The sequence below is a fragment of the Mycobacterium intermedium genome, assembly GCF_002086275.1.
GTDB lineage: Bacteria > Actinomycetota > Actinomycetes > Mycobacteriales > Mycobacteriaceae > Mycobacterium > Mycobacterium intermedium.
Genome location: NZ_MVHT01000125.1, coordinates 1 through 14,151, shown reverse-complemented (window position 1 = coordinate 14,151; position 14,151 = coordinate 1). Strand labels below are relative to the sequence as shown.

At 66.1% G+C, this 14,151-nt stretch carries 16 protein-coding genes and 1 pseudogene; 4 read left to right on the top strand and 13 right to left on the bottom strand.

The window, feature by feature from the left end:
• Positions 1 to 103 precede the first annotated feature (103 nt).
• The 6 genes from BST27_RS27725 to BST27_RS27700 form a co-directional block, all read right to left on the bottom strand.
• Entirely contained in the window at positions 104 to 550 is a 447-nt protein-coding gene (locus BST27_RS27725) for a GtrA family protein (protein ID WP_069420091.1), read from the bottom strand.
• Positions 551 to 582: 32 nt separating this feature from the next.
• A complete protein-coding gene (locus BST27_RS27720; RefSeq protein ID WP_069420092.1) occupies positions 583 to 1,077 on the bottom strand; it encodes a GreA/GreB family elongation factor in 495 nt (164 codons plus the stop codon).
• Between the two features lie 117 nt (positions 1,078 to 1,194).
• A complete protein-coding gene (locus BST27_RS27715) occupies positions 1,195 to 2,322 on the bottom strand; it encodes an SPFH domain-containing protein (RefSeq protein WP_069420093.1) in 1,128 nt (375 codons plus the stop codon).
• Positions 2,323 to 2,355: 33 nt separating this feature from the next.
• A complete protein-coding gene (locus tag BST27_RS27710) occupies positions 2,356 to 2,580 on the bottom strand; it encodes an NfeD family protein (protein WP_079220143.1) in 225 nt (74 codons plus the stop codon).
• 17 nt (positions 2,581 to 2,597) lie between these two features.
• On the bottom strand, positions 2,598 to 3,122 hold the full coding sequence (locus tag BST27_RS27705) for a 6-carboxytetrahydropterin synthase (RefSeq protein WP_079220141.1): 525 nt from the start codon (positions 3,120 to 3,122) through the stop codon (positions 2,598 to 2,600).
• Complete coding sequence (locus BST27_RS27700) at positions 3,115 to 3,618, bottom strand: GTP cyclohydrolase I (RefSeq protein WP_069420096.1); 504 nt, start codon at positions 3,616 to 3,618, stop codon at positions 3,115 to 3,117. The genes BST27_RS27705 and BST27_RS27700 overlap by 8 nt, the downstream gene beginning before the upstream one ends.
• A gap of 177 nt (positions 3,619 to 3,795) precedes the next feature.
• Here BST27_RS27700 and BST27_RS27695 point away from each other — a divergent pair, with 177 nt between their 5' ends.
• On the top strand, positions 3,796 to 4,458 hold the full coding sequence (locus tag BST27_RS27695; RefSeq protein ID WP_069420097.1) for a C39 family peptidase: 663 nt from the start codon (positions 3,796 to 3,798) through the stop codon (positions 4,456 to 4,458).
• Positions 4,459 to 4,564: 106 nt separating this feature from the next.
• Here the strand turns inward: BST27_RS27695 and BST27_RS32675 are convergent.
• The 7 genes and pseudogenes from BST27_RS32675 to BST27_RS27660 all read right to left on the bottom strand — a co-directional run.
• Positions 4,565 to 5,074: pseudogene (locus BST27_RS32675) on the bottom strand (hypothetical protein); the annotation flags it as partial.
• 200 nt (positions 5,075 to 5,274) lie between these two features.
• A complete protein-coding gene (locus BST27_RS27685) occupies positions 5,275 to 6,108 on the bottom strand; it encodes a class I SAM-dependent methyltransferase (RefSeq protein WP_139805411.1) in 834 nt (277 codons plus the stop codon).
• Between the two features lie 21 nt (positions 6,109 to 6,129).
• On the bottom strand, positions 6,130 to 6,960 hold the full coding sequence (gene wzm, locus BST27_RS27680) for a galactan export ABC transporter permease subunit Wzm/RfbD (protein WP_069420099.1): 831 nt from the start codon (positions 6,958 to 6,960) through the stop codon (positions 6,130 to 6,132).
• Positions 6,957 to 7,871, bottom strand: coding sequence for a galactofuranosyltransferase GlfT1 (gene glfT1, locus BST27_RS27675; RefSeq protein ID WP_069420100.1), 915 nt, complete (start codon positions 7,869 to 7,871; stop codon positions 6,957 to 6,959). The genes wzm and glfT1 overlap by 4 nt, the downstream gene beginning before the upstream one ends.
• Positions 7,864 to 8,676, bottom strand: coding sequence for a galactan export ABC transporter ATP-binding subunit Wzt/RfbE (gene wzt / locus BST27_RS27670; RefSeq protein ID WP_069420101.1), 813 nt, complete (start codon positions 8,674 to 8,676; stop codon positions 7,864 to 7,866). The genes glfT1 and wzt overlap by 8 nt, the downstream gene beginning before the upstream one ends.
• A gap of 3 nt (positions 8,677 to 8,679) precedes the next feature.
• Entirely contained in the window at positions 8,680 to 9,246 is a 567-nt protein-coding gene (locus BST27_RS27665) for a bacterial proteasome activator family protein (protein ID WP_069420102.1), read from the bottom strand.
• Positions 9,247 to 9,255: 9 nt separating this feature from the next.
• A complete protein-coding gene (locus tag BST27_RS27660; RefSeq protein ID WP_069420103.1) occupies positions 9,256 to 11,229 on the bottom strand; it encodes a DUF6541 family protein in 1,974 nt (657 codons plus the stop codon).
• Positions 11,230 to 11,359: 130 nt separating this feature from the next.
• Here BST27_RS27660 and BST27_RS27655 point away from each other — a divergent pair, with 130 nt between their 5' ends.
• The 3 genes from BST27_RS27655 to BST27_RS27645 form a co-directional block, all read left to right on the top strand.
• Entirely contained in the window at positions 11,360 to 12,556 is a 1,197-nt protein-coding gene (locus BST27_RS27655) for a cysteine desulfurase-like protein (protein ID WP_069420104.1), read from the top strand.
• Positions 12,557 to 12,751: 195 nt separating this feature from the next.
• A complete protein-coding gene (locus BST27_RS27650; RefSeq protein ID WP_069420105.1) occupies positions 12,752 to 13,240 on the top strand; it encodes a hypothetical protein in 489 nt (162 codons plus the stop codon).
• Positions 13,241 to 13,414: 174 nt separating this feature from the next.
• The coding region (locus BST27_RS27645; protein ID WP_139805410.1) for a PE family protein at positions 13,415 to 14,151 on the top strand (737 nt) is incomplete at its 3' end.

The following is a 14,151-nucleotide window of genomic DNA, read 5'->3' as shown; positions in this document are numbered from 1 at the left end:
GTGGGGGCGCCGACCAGCGGCGCCGAATGTGGGCCTTAAGCACCCCCACCGCCAGTTCTCGGGCCATAGGCCACACGTTCGACGACCCCACAGCCAAGGCCGATCAGCGCACCCGGAAGATCACCGTTCGCTGCACGATGAAGTTGATCACCGTCGCGGTGCCCTGCGCGACGACGAACGCGACCGGTATCGCCCACCCCCGGTACTCCAACAGCTCAAGGGTCAGGTGGTTCAGCCCGACCTGCACGGCGAAGGTGATCCCGTACAGCACCATGACCGCGACGAACCGCGCGGTGCTCGGCGCCGCCTGGAACGTCCAGCGGCGATTGATCAGATAGGCGGTGATGGTGCCGGCGATGAAGCTGATCGCCTTGGCCAGGTCTACCTGCAGGCCGGCCACCTTGTAGAGCAGCACGTAGAGACCGAAGTCGACGATCGCCGAGAACCCGCCGGTGATGACGAAGCGCGTCGCCTGTGCCGAAAGGTGCAGCTGCTGGGGACGGGCCGCCGCTGACTCAGTCGATGACTCGGTGGGCTCTGGCGGCAACATCAACGGAAGTGTAGACGTCGGCCGTCCGCCGCTCAGCTGGGCAGCTTGACCGCAAGCAACTCGACCTCCTGCTGGCCCTGCGGCGTGGAGTAGCTCACCGTGTCGCCGGGCTCGTGCCCGGCCAGGGCCTGTCCCAGCGGACTGCGCGCGGTCAATGTCTCAGCTTCGTGCCCCACCGGCGTCTCCTCGACGATGGAGATCACGTGCATGGTGACCACTTCACCGTCGGAGAAGCGCAGCGTCACCTCGGTGCCGCTGGGCAGCGTCCCCTCGCCGTTCGCCGGCTCGGAGCCCGTCGGTTCGCCCTTCAACCGCCGATCGAGCTCGTTGATCCGATCGGCGAGAACAACCAGTTCGTCGGCCCGCTGAATCGCCTCGGCCGCGTCACCGTGATCGCCAACCATGCCGCGGTCGTTCTTCACTTCGACTTCCAGACGCTCGCGTCGTTGCCGCAGCCGGGCCAACTCGGCGGCGAGGTGCTCACGTCCGGCGGCCGCCAGACCCTTCGAATCGACTTCCTCGGTCATGTGCGCCGACCTTTCGCCCCCAGGTGGGATGCCGTGTGGCCATTCAGTGATACACCACTAGCAGCTAGTAGTCACTGGTATTAGCCATACGTATACCCAGGGAAACATGCTCGACCCTTAAGCGCCCTCCACCGACGCGGGCAACGGAGTCACGTTGTCCTCGGCGTCGTCCTTCGCGACCCCGTTGCGCAACGCGTCAAAGATGGCCAGTCCTTGGGAAACCAGCCCGCTGGCTACCTGGCTGATCCCGTCGGCGCCGTTGAGCACGGTGAGGTTGGCGTTCGAGAGTCCCAACGCGGCCTTCTCCACAATCACGGGCAGCTGGTCGATGAGCAGCTTGTCCAACGCCACGCGGTTGTGCGAAGCCGCCGCCTCGGCCTGGATCTTCATCTTCTCCGCGTCGGCAACAGCCAGGATCCGGACGCGTTCGGCTTCGGCCTCGGCGGGCTTGACCACCTCGGCGACCAGTTCCTGCTGGCGCAGTTCGGCGGCGCGCTGTGCCAACTCGGTGCGCATTGCCAGCACCTCGCGCTGCGCCTGAGCTTCGGCCAGCGGGCCGGCCTGGGCGGCCTGCGCCTGCGCCTTGTCCACCTCGGCCTTGTACTGCGCCTTGACGATCGCGGTCTCCCTGGCGAACTCGGCCTGCTTGCGCTGCGACTCCTGCTCGGCCTCGGCGGCCTTCTGGTCGGCCTGTGCCTGGGCGATCTGTGCTTGCTGCTGCACAGCGGCGTTGTGCGGCGCCGACATCGCCTTGATGTAGCCGAGCCCGTCGTCGTCGATGGACTGGATCTGCAAGGCGTCCACCGCCAGACCGATCCGGGCCATCTCTTCCTTGGAGCCGTCGAGCACCTCGGTGGCCAGTTTCTGGCGTTCGCGGATGATCTGCTCAACGGTCATCGAGCCGATGATCGAACGCAGGTGGCCGGCGAAGATCCGGCCCGTCAGCACCTGCATCTGGTCTTGCTCGGACAGGAACCGCTGCGCGGCCGCGATGATGCTTTCGGTGTCATTGCCGACCTTGAACGCGATCACCGCCCGGACGTTGAGGGTGATGCCCTGTTGGGTGACGCACTTCTCGGCGACTTCGGCCTCGCACATGGCCAGCGTCAGGAACGCGGCCTTGCGAAAGAACGGTATGACGAATGCGCCGTGGCCGGTGACGACGCGGAAGGGGGCATTGCCCTTGGCCTTGCCGCCGGAGATGAGCATGGCCTCGTCGGGGGCGGGCACCTTGTAACCGAGCATTGTTGAGCTCCTTGCAGTTCGGAGGGTTGGGTGTCAGGAAGGGTGGTGCGGGTCATGCCACGGCTCCACAACCACGGTCCGGGCGCCGCGGGCTTCGACGACGAGCACCGTGGCGCCTTTGGGCAACGGCTCATCGGACCGGGCCAGACACGTCTCCTTGGTCCCGCGCACCGTCACGACGACCTCACCGGGACCGTGGACCCCACGTGTCGCCACGATCAACGTCCCCACACAACCGATTACTGAGACGTCGCTCACACAGGCATACTGCTCCATCAGACGGGTGGTTCGGCAGTCAGGGTGATGACATTGTTGCGGCTCTCCCGAGCGATCACCCGGGACACCCAGACCCGGCCCGCGGTCGCCTGAAGCACGATGCTGTCGACGGTGTCGAAAACCCAGGCCGCGGAGGCCTGCATGCCGGTGCTGATCATGATCCGCAAGTCGATCACTCCGCGCTCTGCCAGCATCTCGAACAGCTTGAGGTGTGGGTCGTCGGCGGCGATCAGCGTGGTGTGGTCGAACTGACGGCGCAACTCCTTGCAGACGTCTTTGAGGACACCGTGGTTCAGTACCACGTCAGAGTCGGGTTCTGTTTCGGCGCAAGCGAATTCGATGTCGAACGTGAGTTCATAACCGTGTAGGTAGACGTGTTTGCCTTGCCGGGCCCACGAGCGGTAGCAGCACGGAAGATCTGCGAACCGCTTGCGTAGGTGGAATCGTGCAGACCGGCCGATGGGCGCGTCGTCACGATGGATCGTGGCGGTATGCGCGGCGTCGGACAACATCACATCACTCATTTCCCGCTTGTCCCTTTCGCATTTCTTGCCTTGCCAGCGTGAGGAATTCGCGTTGCTGGTCGGCGCTGTGCCGGAAGGACCCGTAGAACGCCAGCGTGGTCGTAGGGCCGGCCAGGGGTGCGCAGCCGTGTTCGGTGGCGCAGCTGTAGCCGCCCTCCACCAGCACGCCCACGCCGCGGGGCGCGAGTTGATGGTGCAACCACAAACCCATCCGCGTGGTCATCCGTTGCTGCTCTTGGATGCCGCGCGAGCAGGCTTCCACTATCCGGAGGAATTCGGTTGAACTCAAATCGTTTTCGCCGTGGATGTAGCCGACGTGGACCGCGCCGTAGTACGGAAGCAAGTGCTGCTCGCAGAGTGAGCTGAAGCGAATTCCGCGTACCAGAACCAGCTCCTCATCGGCGACCGCGGGGGATGCAACCCCTGCGTCTCGTCCGATGGGAAATTGCAGCAGCGTTCCGCCGGTATGCACGGATCCGTTGTCGTGACGCAGCATTTAGTAGACCCCCTGGTGTCGTTCTTGATCCCGGGGCCTAGCTTCTGGGTGAGTCCTTGTCGGATTCTTGAAGGATTCTTGGAAGATTCTCAAAGCCGTCGCCGCCGCGCAGCCGCCCGGCCCTCGCCCCAAGGATTCGCAGAGTTTTCCTGAAGACCGTCGGCCGAGTCTTTCGGCATGCGCATCATCCGCAATGTCGTTCTCGCCGTAACAGGTGCCGCCGTGACGCTGGGCCTGGCGACCGGGCTCGCCCACGCCGCTTCGTCGCACGGGCACCGGGAGAACACCGCCAGGATGTACGGGGACCCGGCGGCCGCCGCGCCGTACTGGCGGATGCAGTCGTACGACGACTGCGCGTTGATGGCGTCCGCCGACGTGATCGCCCAGCTGACCCACCGCGAGCTCACCGAACAGGAGGTCATCGCGCTGGCGCAGCGCCTGCCCAGCCAGTCGCGGCGCGGTTCGATGTACACCAGCGGTTACGGGACCGACCCCACCGATCTCCCACTATTGCTTTCGCGGTACGGGGTTGACGCCGGCTACGTCGACAACGTCGGCATGGAGGCGTTGGAGCGCTACCTCGCCAGTGGCAACAAGGTGATCGTCGGGATAAACGCCGAGCTCATCTGGGGCATCCCGGTCGTCAACCGCGACCAGGCTGGCAACCCCGCGGCTGACCATGCGGTGGTCGTCACCGGTGTCGACACCGCCGCGGGCAAGGTGCATCTCAACGACAGCGGCAACGCGCAGGGCCGCGACGAGACGGTGCCCATCGACGTCTTCGTCCGGTCGTGGGCCACCGGAGGGGACCAGATGGTCGTCGCTTGGACGGCAAGCTGATTTGGCAAGCGTTGCAACACTTGGCCGATGTTGAGCAGGCCGGAGAGCAGCCCGTATTGACGCTGCCCGACTTTCCGCCGAACTAAAAGCCGTCGCTACCCCAGGGCTATCCGGGTAAACCGTCAATGCCAGACGTGCCGGTGGAGCCGGCCCCGCCGCCGGCGCCGGCGCCGCCCACAAGTGCACCGCCAGTCCCGCCGCTGCCGCCGGCGCCCGCCGCCCCGCCGGCGCCGCCGGTGCCGGCGTATCCGCCGAAGCTGCCTTTGCCGGTGTTGCCGGTTTGGGTAGTACCGGCGCCGCCGCTGCCTCCGAGGGCGCCGGCGCCCCCGTTGCCGCCGCTTCCGCCTGTCCCGCCGCTGCCTCCGACGCCACCAGCACCGCCGGTACCCATCAGCAGCCCGCCGGCACCGCCTCGACCACCGTCGCCGCCCGCCCCGCCAGCACCACCCGCACCGCCGTTGCCCCCTTCGCCGGCATCCCCGCCGTCGCCGCCCCAGGCGGTGCCGTTGGGAGCATTGGCAAACCCGCCATCGCCGCCGGCACCACCGGCACCACCGATGGCGCCGGAACCTCCCACCCCGCCAAAGCCCCCGGCGCCTCCGGCTCCGCCGTTGCCCGACCGCTCAGTGACCGTCTGATTAATCACCGATCCGGTGAAGCGGATCGTACGTCGGTGTTGACGGTTGTGTCACTGGTATTGACGTGTTTTGCAATTCAGAAGTGACTGTGACCGCCCTTGGGGCGTTGGGCCACCCGCAGCGAAGGTCATCCACTGGTGTCAAGGAATCGACTTGATGTGCCCGCAGTCGTTGGGTATCAACCGAATTCGAGCAAGGTGTAGGCGCCTCGCAATGGCTTGATCGGCGGGAACTGCCAGAGCGCGGGATAGATCGTTCCGAAGAACAACCCCCTGCCTTTGGGTATCGGTAGATCGTGCACCGCGTGGATGCCGGGAACGGTGTCGGCCAGCTTGGCCAGTTGACGCGCCGAGAGGCTGAACGGCATCGGCGGCACGCGGTATCGCTTGGACGAGCGCATCCCCTTGGGTGCCAGCTTCTTGATGATGGTCGGTGGCACATCGAAGAACATCCCGCCACCGGGGAATCGTCTGGCGCACTCGGTGATAAGTCCCAGCGCCTCGTGCGGCTGCAAATACATCAGCAGCCCTTCGGCGGTGATGAACACCCCGTTGCGGGTGTCGATCGCGTCCATCCAGCTGTAATCCAGGGCCGACTGCGCAATCTCGGTGATTCGCGGCTCACGCGGCAACAGTCGCCGGCGCAGCTCGATGACCGGTTCCAGATCGATTGACACCCAATGGAATTGGGGATCATCCAACGCGCTGCTCAGCCGCCAGAAACTGGTCTGGAAGCCCTCGGCAAGCGCGACCACCGTGGCATCAGGGTGCTGGCCGAGGTAACCGAGCGCGCATCGGTCGACGGCCAGCGACCGCAACGCCATCTCCTGGCCCTTGCGGCGGCCGAACTTGTCGAAGTCGAAGTCGATGGATTCGACGAGCCGGACGGCCATCGGGTCATCGATGATCGCGTCGGGCCGGCCGGCCTGGTAGGCCCTGCCGCGCAGGGTGAACAGCGCCGTCTCCGACACGCCCGCAAGCAGGCTCGCGTCGACCTTGCGGGGCTCACTCATGCGCGCTCACACCCGTATCCTCTAGACCCAATACGGCACCCGCGCGCGATACTGCCGCATCGCAACCGCAGCCAGCAGCCATCCGACGATCGTCAGCACCACCACCACAGCCCAGTGCCGCAGTTCTTGGTGTGCGCCCAGCAGCGGCGCCCGCACGATGTCCAAATAGTGCAGCAGCGGGTTGAGTTCGACGATTTTCGACCACTGGCTGGCGCCTTGCTGTCGCAGCGTTTCGTCGTTCCAGATGATCGGCGTCATGAAGAACAGCAACTGCACCACGGAGAACAGCAGCGGGCCGATGTCGCGGTATCGGGTTGCCAAGATGCCGAAACACAACGACACCCAAACACAGTTGAGCACGATCAACCCCAGCGCCGGAATGACCGACAGATCCGCCCACGACCACGGCTTGGGAAAGATGATCGCGATGACCACGTAGATGACGATGTTGTGCGCGAACAGGATCATCTGCCGCCAGACCAGCCGGTAGACGTGCACGCTCAACGGCGTCGGCAACTGCTTGATCAGGCCCTCGTTGGCGACGAAGACGTCGGCGCCCTCCAAGATCGCGGCGTTGATCAGGTTCCAGATGATCAGCCCCAGCGTCACGTACGGCAAATGCACCGACAGCTCGAGGTGGAACAACTTCGAATACAGCCCGCCCATCGCGACGGCGGTGGTTCCGGTCGCGATGGTGATCCAGAACGGGCCCAGCACCGAGCGGCGGTAGCGCTGCTTGATGTCCTGCCAGCCCAGGTGCAACCACAGCTCGTGACGATGGAAACCGTCGACTAGATCACGGCGGGCGCGGGCGAAGGTTCTGGATTGCGCCGCCGCATCGGTGAATGTCATGAGGACCCTCCGGGCTTGGTAAATACTTCGCGGCGGCCCAAGCGGCGCAACCGGATCCACTCCAGAAGGCCCTTGGGGTCGCGGCGGGTTACCAGGAAGAACCAGCCGAACCGCACCCACTCCTGCGGCAGCAATTTCCGCAGTCCTGGTTGCGACAGCACGTAGCCCCGGTTTCGGTAGGTGAAGAACCGCTTGCCGGGGTCGTCGGGGTACTGGGTGTGCATCCGCCCGCCCAGGATCGGCTTGAACTCGTCGGAACCGCACGGATGCAGGTAGACCGCGTCCAGGCAGGTGCCAAACGGCAGGCCGGAGCGGACCAGGCGCCGGTGCATTTCGACCTCGTCGCCGCGGATGAACAGGCGCAGGTCCGGGACGCCGACCGCTTCCAACGTCGACGCACGGAACAGCGCGCCGTTGAACAGCGACGCGATGCCGGGCAGCAGGTCCTGACCCGGCTCGGTGCGCAGTTCGCCGGCCCGCCGGCGCCATACCAGGCCGCGTCGCAGCGGGAACGCAAGCTGGCCCGGGTCGTCGATGTTGCACACCATCGGCGACACCTCGGCCAGGTCGTACTTCTTGGCGCATGCCAGCAGGGTCTCCAGCACCTTGGTGTCCTGCGGGCGCCCGTCGTCGTCGGCCAGCCAGACCCAGGTCGCGCCATGGGCCAGCGCCAGCAGCATGCCGAGGGCGAAACCGCCGGCGCCGCCGAGGTTTCGGCGGGAGTTCAGATAGATGGACGGGATCTCCTGCGCGGCGACCAGGTAGTGGATGCGGCTGTCGCCGGAATCGTCGTTGTCGATGACGATCAAGCGGTCCGGCACCCGGGTTTGCGCGGTCAGCATCTCCAACGAACGGGCCAGTTCCTCGGGACGCCGGTGGGTGACCACGACGGCGAAGACGGATTCAGTCATTCGGAGCGGCGGTGCCCTGTGTCTCGGCCAGCACTTCGCGGACGTGCCGGGCGGCGTCCTCACCCTCGTAGGCTCGGACCACGTCTTCGATGCCGCCGGTGAGCTTGATGGTGCCGTGGTCGATCCAGATCGCGGTTCGGCACAGCCGGGCCAGGAACTCGTTCGAGTGGCTGGCGAACACCAGGATTCCGGAGCGCTCGACCAGGCTCTGCAGACGCGACTGCGCCTTCTTCAAGAACTCGGCGTCCACCGCGCCGATGCCCTCGTCGAGCAACAAGATCTCGGGGTCGATGCTCGTGACGACCCCCATCGCCAGGCGCACCCGCATGCCGGTGGAGTAGGTACGCAGCGGCATCGACAGGTACTCGCCCAGCTCGGTGAATTCGGCGATCTCATCCACCTTGCTCAGCATCTGCTTGCGGGTCTGCCCCAGGAACAGGCCGCGGATGATGATGTTCTCGAAGCCGGAGATCTCGGGATCCATCCCGACGCCCAGATCGAATACCGGCGCCACCCGACCGGTCACCTTCGCCCAGCCCCGGGTCGGTTCGTAGATACCCGAAAGCAGGCGCAGCAAGGTGGACTTGCCGGCACCGTTGTGTCCCACCAAGCCGACGCGATCGCCGAGGTTGAGCTCCATGGTGATGTCGCGCAACGCCTCGATGACGACCACGTTGGAGTTGTTGCGTCCGATCGTGCCGCCCGCCTTGCCCAGGACGGCCTTCTTCAGAGACCGCGACTTGGCGTCGAAGATCGGAAACTCGACCCACGCATCGCGGGTCACGATGTGAGGCCCGGTCGACACGGCTTACAGGTACTGTCCCGTGCCGTGGGAACCGTGACCCGGTTTACCCAACCCCGGCGGCAACGCTCCCTGGCGCATCTGCTCGAGCTGGGCGCGAGCGGCCATCTGCTGAGCGAACAGCGCGGTTTGGATGCCGTGGAACAGCCCTTCCAGCCAGCCGACCAACTGTGCCTGGGCGATGCGCAACTCGGCGTCCGTGGGCGCCACGTCCTCGCTGAACGGCAGCGTCAGGCGGTCGAGTTCTTCCCGCAGTTCCGGCGCCAGTCCATCCTCGAGCTCGCGGATGCTGGTCGCGTGAATGTCGCGTAGCCGCGTGCGGCTGGCTTCGTCGAGCGGCGCGGCACGAACCTCCTCCAGCAGTTGCTTGATCATCGTGCCGATCCGCATCACCTTCGCGGGCTGTTCGACAAGGTCGGTCAGTGAGCGCTCCTCGACGTCTTCGTCGTCGGGGTCGGCGGCGCCATCACGGCCGCGACCGAGCGCTAGCAGCCGGGGATCGACGCCGCCGATGACCTCGACGTCGTCGTCCACATCGGGTTCATCCCTGCCCGAAGTCAACCCAATCACCATCCTCGTGTTTCACGGGGTAGCCGCAGGAGACCCTGTGCCGCGCCACTCGTAAATCTGTGCGCCACCGTTGTCGTAGATCATTGCCCAGTACGGCGACTTGTTCAGTGAGACTAGTCCGTCCGGAATCTTGAAACCCCTGACCGTCGGGCCGCTGGCCAAGACATAGCGGATATTGAGCGCCTTGATCGCTTCGACGACCCGTGGGTCGGAATCGCCCTTGCTGGCGTAGGCCCAGAAGATGTAGCGGTGGTAGCCCGGGCCGGCCTGCACTGGGTAGTCGTAGTGGGTCCACAGCGGGTGTAGGCCGGCCACCGCGTACATCCAGGCGGTGCCGTCGACGTTGGAGTTGCCGATCGTGGTCTCGCGCGCACCCGGCAACTTCGCCAGGTATGCCATGGCCCGGAGGTCCTGGTCGTTGATGATGACCGAGTCGTACTTGTCGCCGAACAAGAACCGGTGTCGTGGGAAGTAGTGCCAGGCGCTGATCAGGCAGGCGCCCACCAGTAACGCTGCGGTTGCCGGCGTCCAGACAGACGCCGGCAGCGGTCTGAAACGGGCGCTGAGCGCCTTCGCCGCACCCACCGTGAACGCAACCACCACGAACAACCCGAGTCCCGCCCCGGACGTGAGGATCAGTGTCGTGGCGGCCGCAACCCGCCGCGGGTCGTTGTAGAAGAATTCGCCGATCGTGCCGGCGATCCGCTCGACCGGTCCGCCCAGGGGTGTGCCCGCGTTGACGTTGACGACGATCAGCAGCGCCCACACCGCCAACGGCCACCAGATCTTCTTCACCAGCAGGACCACGCCGCCGATCACCGCGAGTGCGGTCAGCCCGTACTGGACCGGGAAGTCGTTGAGGTGCCGGGAGTGCTGGAAGACGGCATCGAAGATCCCCCGCCTCTTGCTCAGGTAGGTCAGGAAGGAATGTCCGGCAATGATGTCTTCCTGCTGGGTGACGCTCAGGAACTGCGGCAACAAGATCAGCCCGGCTGCCGCCGAGACGCCGGCCAGGGTGAGCACGTCGCTCACGCGGCCACGCACGGGCCGCCATAGCGCCTCGAACAACCACCATCCGGCCAGCAGCAGCATGACGACCATGCCGCCGGTGATGTGCACCGAGAAGACCCCGACCAGGGCCAGGATCGCCACCGGAATCCGGTCACGGTGCCGCGGTGTCGAGGCGATCAGCGCCATGGTCGGCACGGCGACCCCGTAGGCCGCCAGGTTGGGCATCGCCGCGGTGTCGAACTCGACGTAGGGCACCGCGGTGAACGACGCGGAGAGCGCCGCGGCCGTGGCCGCCGCTCCCGCGGTGCGCCACTCGGTGGTGTGCCTGCGCAGCACCTGCCAGGCGAGAACGGCCGCGCTGACCGGAAACAGCCAGATAGCGGCAGCCAGCGACGTCAGTGTGTAGCCGGTGGTGGCCGCCGCCCCGGTGAGCTGGCACAGCACCGCGGTCAGGGCGTGAAACACCGACGGGTAATACAGCAGCGCGTGGGTCTCGACATTGCGTAACTCGCCCATGTGGGTCGGCGACGCCTGGCCGGTGTCCAGGATCCAGCGCACGGTGTTGGCGTGCCAGACCGCGTCCCACGTGCTGGGGATGGATTGCCAGTGCGGGATGCCGGTCCAGGCCGCCCAACCGATGAGCACGGCGCCCAGGATCACGCCTCCCGCGACGGTGAGCGCCGGCCAGGGGGAGACGCCGCGTGCCTCGGCTTCGGTGTCCCGGAAGCGGTCCAGCAGCAGCTGCAAAGCGAGGGCAATGACGCAAACGACGGCCAATGCGGCCAGTGCGGTCCACCCGTTCCAGGGGATGCCGAGCGCACCGTAGGGGACGATGGCCAACGCCACCACGCCAAAGGTCAACGGCGGGCCCGCTGCGATGGCGATAGGCCAACTGAGCTGCGCAATCCGCGCAACAATCGCACCCGGCGCGATCAGCAATATCAATGCGATCAGCGTTCCGAACCCTAAGCTCACTCGACTAGTATGGCTGCCCGGGTGACCTGGCTCGCGTAGCCCGAACGACCGGCACTGTCGGGAAATGCCCGGGGCTCCTACTACCAACGTCACCAATTTGCGAAATTGCGAAAGCTCTAAGGTGGCTTGCATGGCTTATGACGTCGCCCGGGTGCGTGGCTTGCATCCGTCTCTGGGTGACGGATGGGTGCACTTCGACGCGCCGTTGGGCATGCTCATCCCCGACTCCGTTGCCACAACGGTGTCGACGGCCTTCCGCAGGTCCAGTGCCAGCGCGATCGGCTCCCACCCTTCGGCGCGGCGCAGCGCCGCGGTGTTGGACGCCGCGCGCGAGGCGGTGGCCGATCTGGTCAACGCCGATCCCAGCGGTGTGGTGCTGGGTGCTGATCGTGCGGTGCTGCTGTCGGCGTTGGCAGAGGCGTCGTCGTCGCGTGCCGGACTGGGATATGAGGTCATCGTCAGTCGGCTCGATGATGAGGCCAACATCGCGCCCTGGCTGCGGGCGGCGCATCGTTACGGCGCCAAGGTGAAATGGGCAGAGGTCGACATCGAGACCGGTGAGTTGCCGACGTGGCAGTGGGAGGGGTTGATCAGCAAGGCGACGCGATTGGTCGCGGTGACCTCCGCGTCCGGAACGCTGGGCGGTGTCACCGACCTGCGTGCGATGACCAAGCTGGTGCACGACGTCGGCGGCCTGGTGGTGGTCGACCATACCGCCGCGGCCCCGTACCGGTTGTTCGACATGAAAGAGACCGACGCCGACGTGGTGGCGGTGAACGCGGTCGGGTGGGGCGGTCCGCCGATCGGCGCCATGGTGTTCCGTGACCCGTCGCTGATCAGCACGTTCAGCTCGGTGTCGACGAACCCGCACGCGACCGGGCCCGCGCGGTTGGAGGTCGGTCTGCACCAGTTCGGCTTGCTGGCCGGGGTGGTGGCCAGCATCGAGTACCTGGCCTCGCTCGACGAGTCGGCGCGCGGGAGCCGCCGCGAACGTTTGGCGGTGTCGATGCACTCGGCGTCGGGCTATTTGAACCGGGTCTTCGACTATCTGCTGACGTCGCTGCGCTCGCTGCCGTTGGTGATCCTGCTCGGGCGGCCCGAGGCGCGTATTCCGTTGATCAGCTTTGCTTTTCAAGATGTGCCGGCGGACCGGGTGGTACAGCGGTTGGCGGACAACGGGATTCTTGCGGTGTGCAATGAGGGTTCGCGCGTGCTGGATGTGTTGGGCGTCAACGATGTCGGCGGCGCGGTGACCGTCGGGTTGGCGCACTACTCGACGACCGCCGAGGTCGACCAGCTGGTGCGCGCCCTGGCCTCGCTGGGCTAACTCTTTCCCGCGAGCAGACACAAAGTTGCATTATTTGCAACCAAATTGGCCAACTTCGCGTCTGCTCGCGGGGGTAGTGCGCACGGCCACCAAGGCGCTTCCAAGAGAATTCCAAGCGATGTGCCCGAACTTTGCCGCAACCTCACGCGGTGATCCGCTGCTCGGACCCGCGACTTGCACGCGAAGGGGAAGGGCATGGCGCCACCACCGACTACCGCCTGGTTCCTGGCGGCCGGAATCATCAGTGCGTCAATGGTGTTCGTGCCGTCAGCCGAGGCCGATCCCGGCCCGGGGCGGTACGTGAACGTCCTGACCCCGTCGCCGCCGATGCGTTGTCAGCTCAGCTCGGATGACGGCGACCGAGGCGGTCCCAAGGTGGTTTGTCAGACGGCCGGTTTCCCGCAGGCGCCGATGGACCCCATGCCCTATCCGGGGTGGCCAGGGGATCCAGCGGTGTTGCACCAGAATCAGGCCACCATCACCGCTTCTGGTGAATTTAATTGGCGTACCGCGAATCTCGGCTTAGCACCCGCCGGACAGCCGGACGTAACCCTGGTGATTGGGCAGGCGCAGCACCTCCAGGGATGGACGGTGGTGCCGACCAGCGATGGCACGACCTTCACCAACGACGCGACGGGTCACGGCATGGCGATCGACAGCGAATGCAACGTCAGGCCCTTCTGATGGCATCCTCCGAACTACCGGTGAGCGGTCGCCGCACCGAGACCGGGCGCAGTCCTGGGACCGGTGTTTGGAAATTGCCTATTCCCCGGGCAATCGCCAAGGACTAGCATTCGCTCATCGCTGCCTGCGGCGGACTGCGACAGCTCGACTGCGTAGACAGCCTGGAGGTGGCACGTGTCGTTCGTGATTGCGACTCCGGAAGCCGTCGCGGGGGCGGCCGTCGATATTGCCCGCATCGGGTCCTGGCTGAATGAGGCCAATGCCGCGGCGGCTGGCTCGACCACTGCGGTCCTGGCCGCTGCAGGGGATGAAGTGTCGGCGGCGGCCGCGTCGCTGTTTTCCGGCTACGCCCAGGAATATCAGGCGCTGAGCGTGCGCGCAGCGGTGTTTCAGGAGCAGTTGGCGTGGGCGGTTCGCGGGGGTGCGGGTGCCTACGCCGCCGCCGAGGCCGCCAATCAGTCCCTGTTGGAACTCCTGGTGGAAGACGCGTTGTTGCTCATCAACTTTCCCACCAATCTGTTGTTGGATCGCCCGCTGATCGGCAATGGCTACAACGGCACGACCACCGCACAAGGCGTGGGGACCCCCGGCGGAGCCGGTGGGCTCTTGATCGGGAGCGGCGGTAACGGTGGGGACAGCATCGCCGCCGGAGTGCCGGGCGGCATCGGCGGTTCGTCCGGATTGCTCGGCGCCGGGGGAACCGGCGGGATGGGCGGACTCGGCGCGCCTGGCGGAGCCGGGGGCACGGGCGGGCTGCTGTATGGCAACGGCGGAATCGGCGGCATCGGTGGGCCATTCAGTACCGGCGGTCCCGGCGGTAGCGCGCAGCTCATCGGCAACGGCGGCAACAACGTCGGCAACGTCGGCGGCAAGGGCGGCAGCGGCGGCAACGGCGGCGACGGTGTCGGCGG

Excerpts from the sequence above, each read along its gene's own strand:
- BST27_RS27655 (WP_069420104.1), top strand. The coding sequence starts at position 11,360 with ATGGCTTATGACGTCGCCCGGGTGCGTGGCTTGCATCCGTCTCTGGGT.
- BST27_RS27715 (WP_069420093.1), bottom strand. The coding sequence starts at position 2,322 with ATGCTCGGTTACAAGGTGCCCGCCCCCGACGAGGCCATGCTCATCTCC.
- BST27_RS27685 (WP_139805411.1), bottom strand. The coding sequence starts at position 6,108 with ATGAGTGAGCCCCGCAAGGTCGACGCGAGCCTGCTTGCGGGCGTGTCG.
- BST27_RS27650 (WP_069420105.1), top strand. The coding sequence starts at position 12,752 with ATGGCGCCACCACCGACTACCGCCTGGTTCCTGGCGGCCGGAATCATC.
- BST27_RS27725 (WP_069420091.1), bottom strand. The coding sequence starts at position 550 with ATGTTGCCGCCAGAGCCCACCGAGTCATCGACTGAGTCAGCGGCGGCC.
- wzm (WP_069420099.1), bottom strand. The coding sequence starts at position 6,960 with ATGACATTCACCGATGCGGCGGCGCAATCCAGAACCTTCGCCCGCGCC.
- BST27_RS27720 (WP_069420092.1), bottom strand. The coding sequence starts at position 1,077 with ATGACCGAGGAAGTCGATTCGAAGGGTCTGGCGGCCGCCGGACGTGAG.
- glfT1 (WP_069420100.1), bottom strand. The coding sequence starts at position 7,871 with ATGACTGAATCCGTCTTCGCCGTCGTGGTCACCCACCGGCGTCCCGAG.
- BST27_RS27665 (WP_069420102.1), bottom strand. The coding sequence starts at position 9,246 with ATGGTGATTGGGTTGACTTCGGGCAGGGATGAACCCGATGTGGACGAC.
- BST27_RS27705 (WP_079220141.1), bottom strand. The coding sequence starts at position 3,122 with ATGAGTGATGTGATGTTGTCCGACGCCGCGCATACCGCCACGATCCAT.
- BST27_RS27700 (WP_069420096.1), bottom strand. The coding sequence starts at position 3,618 with ATGCTGCGTCACGACAACGGATCCGTGCATACCGGCGGAACGCTGCTG.
- BST27_RS27695 (WP_069420097.1), top strand. The coding sequence starts at position 3,796 with ATGCGCATCATCCGCAATGTCGTTCTCGCCGTAACAGGTGCCGCCGTG.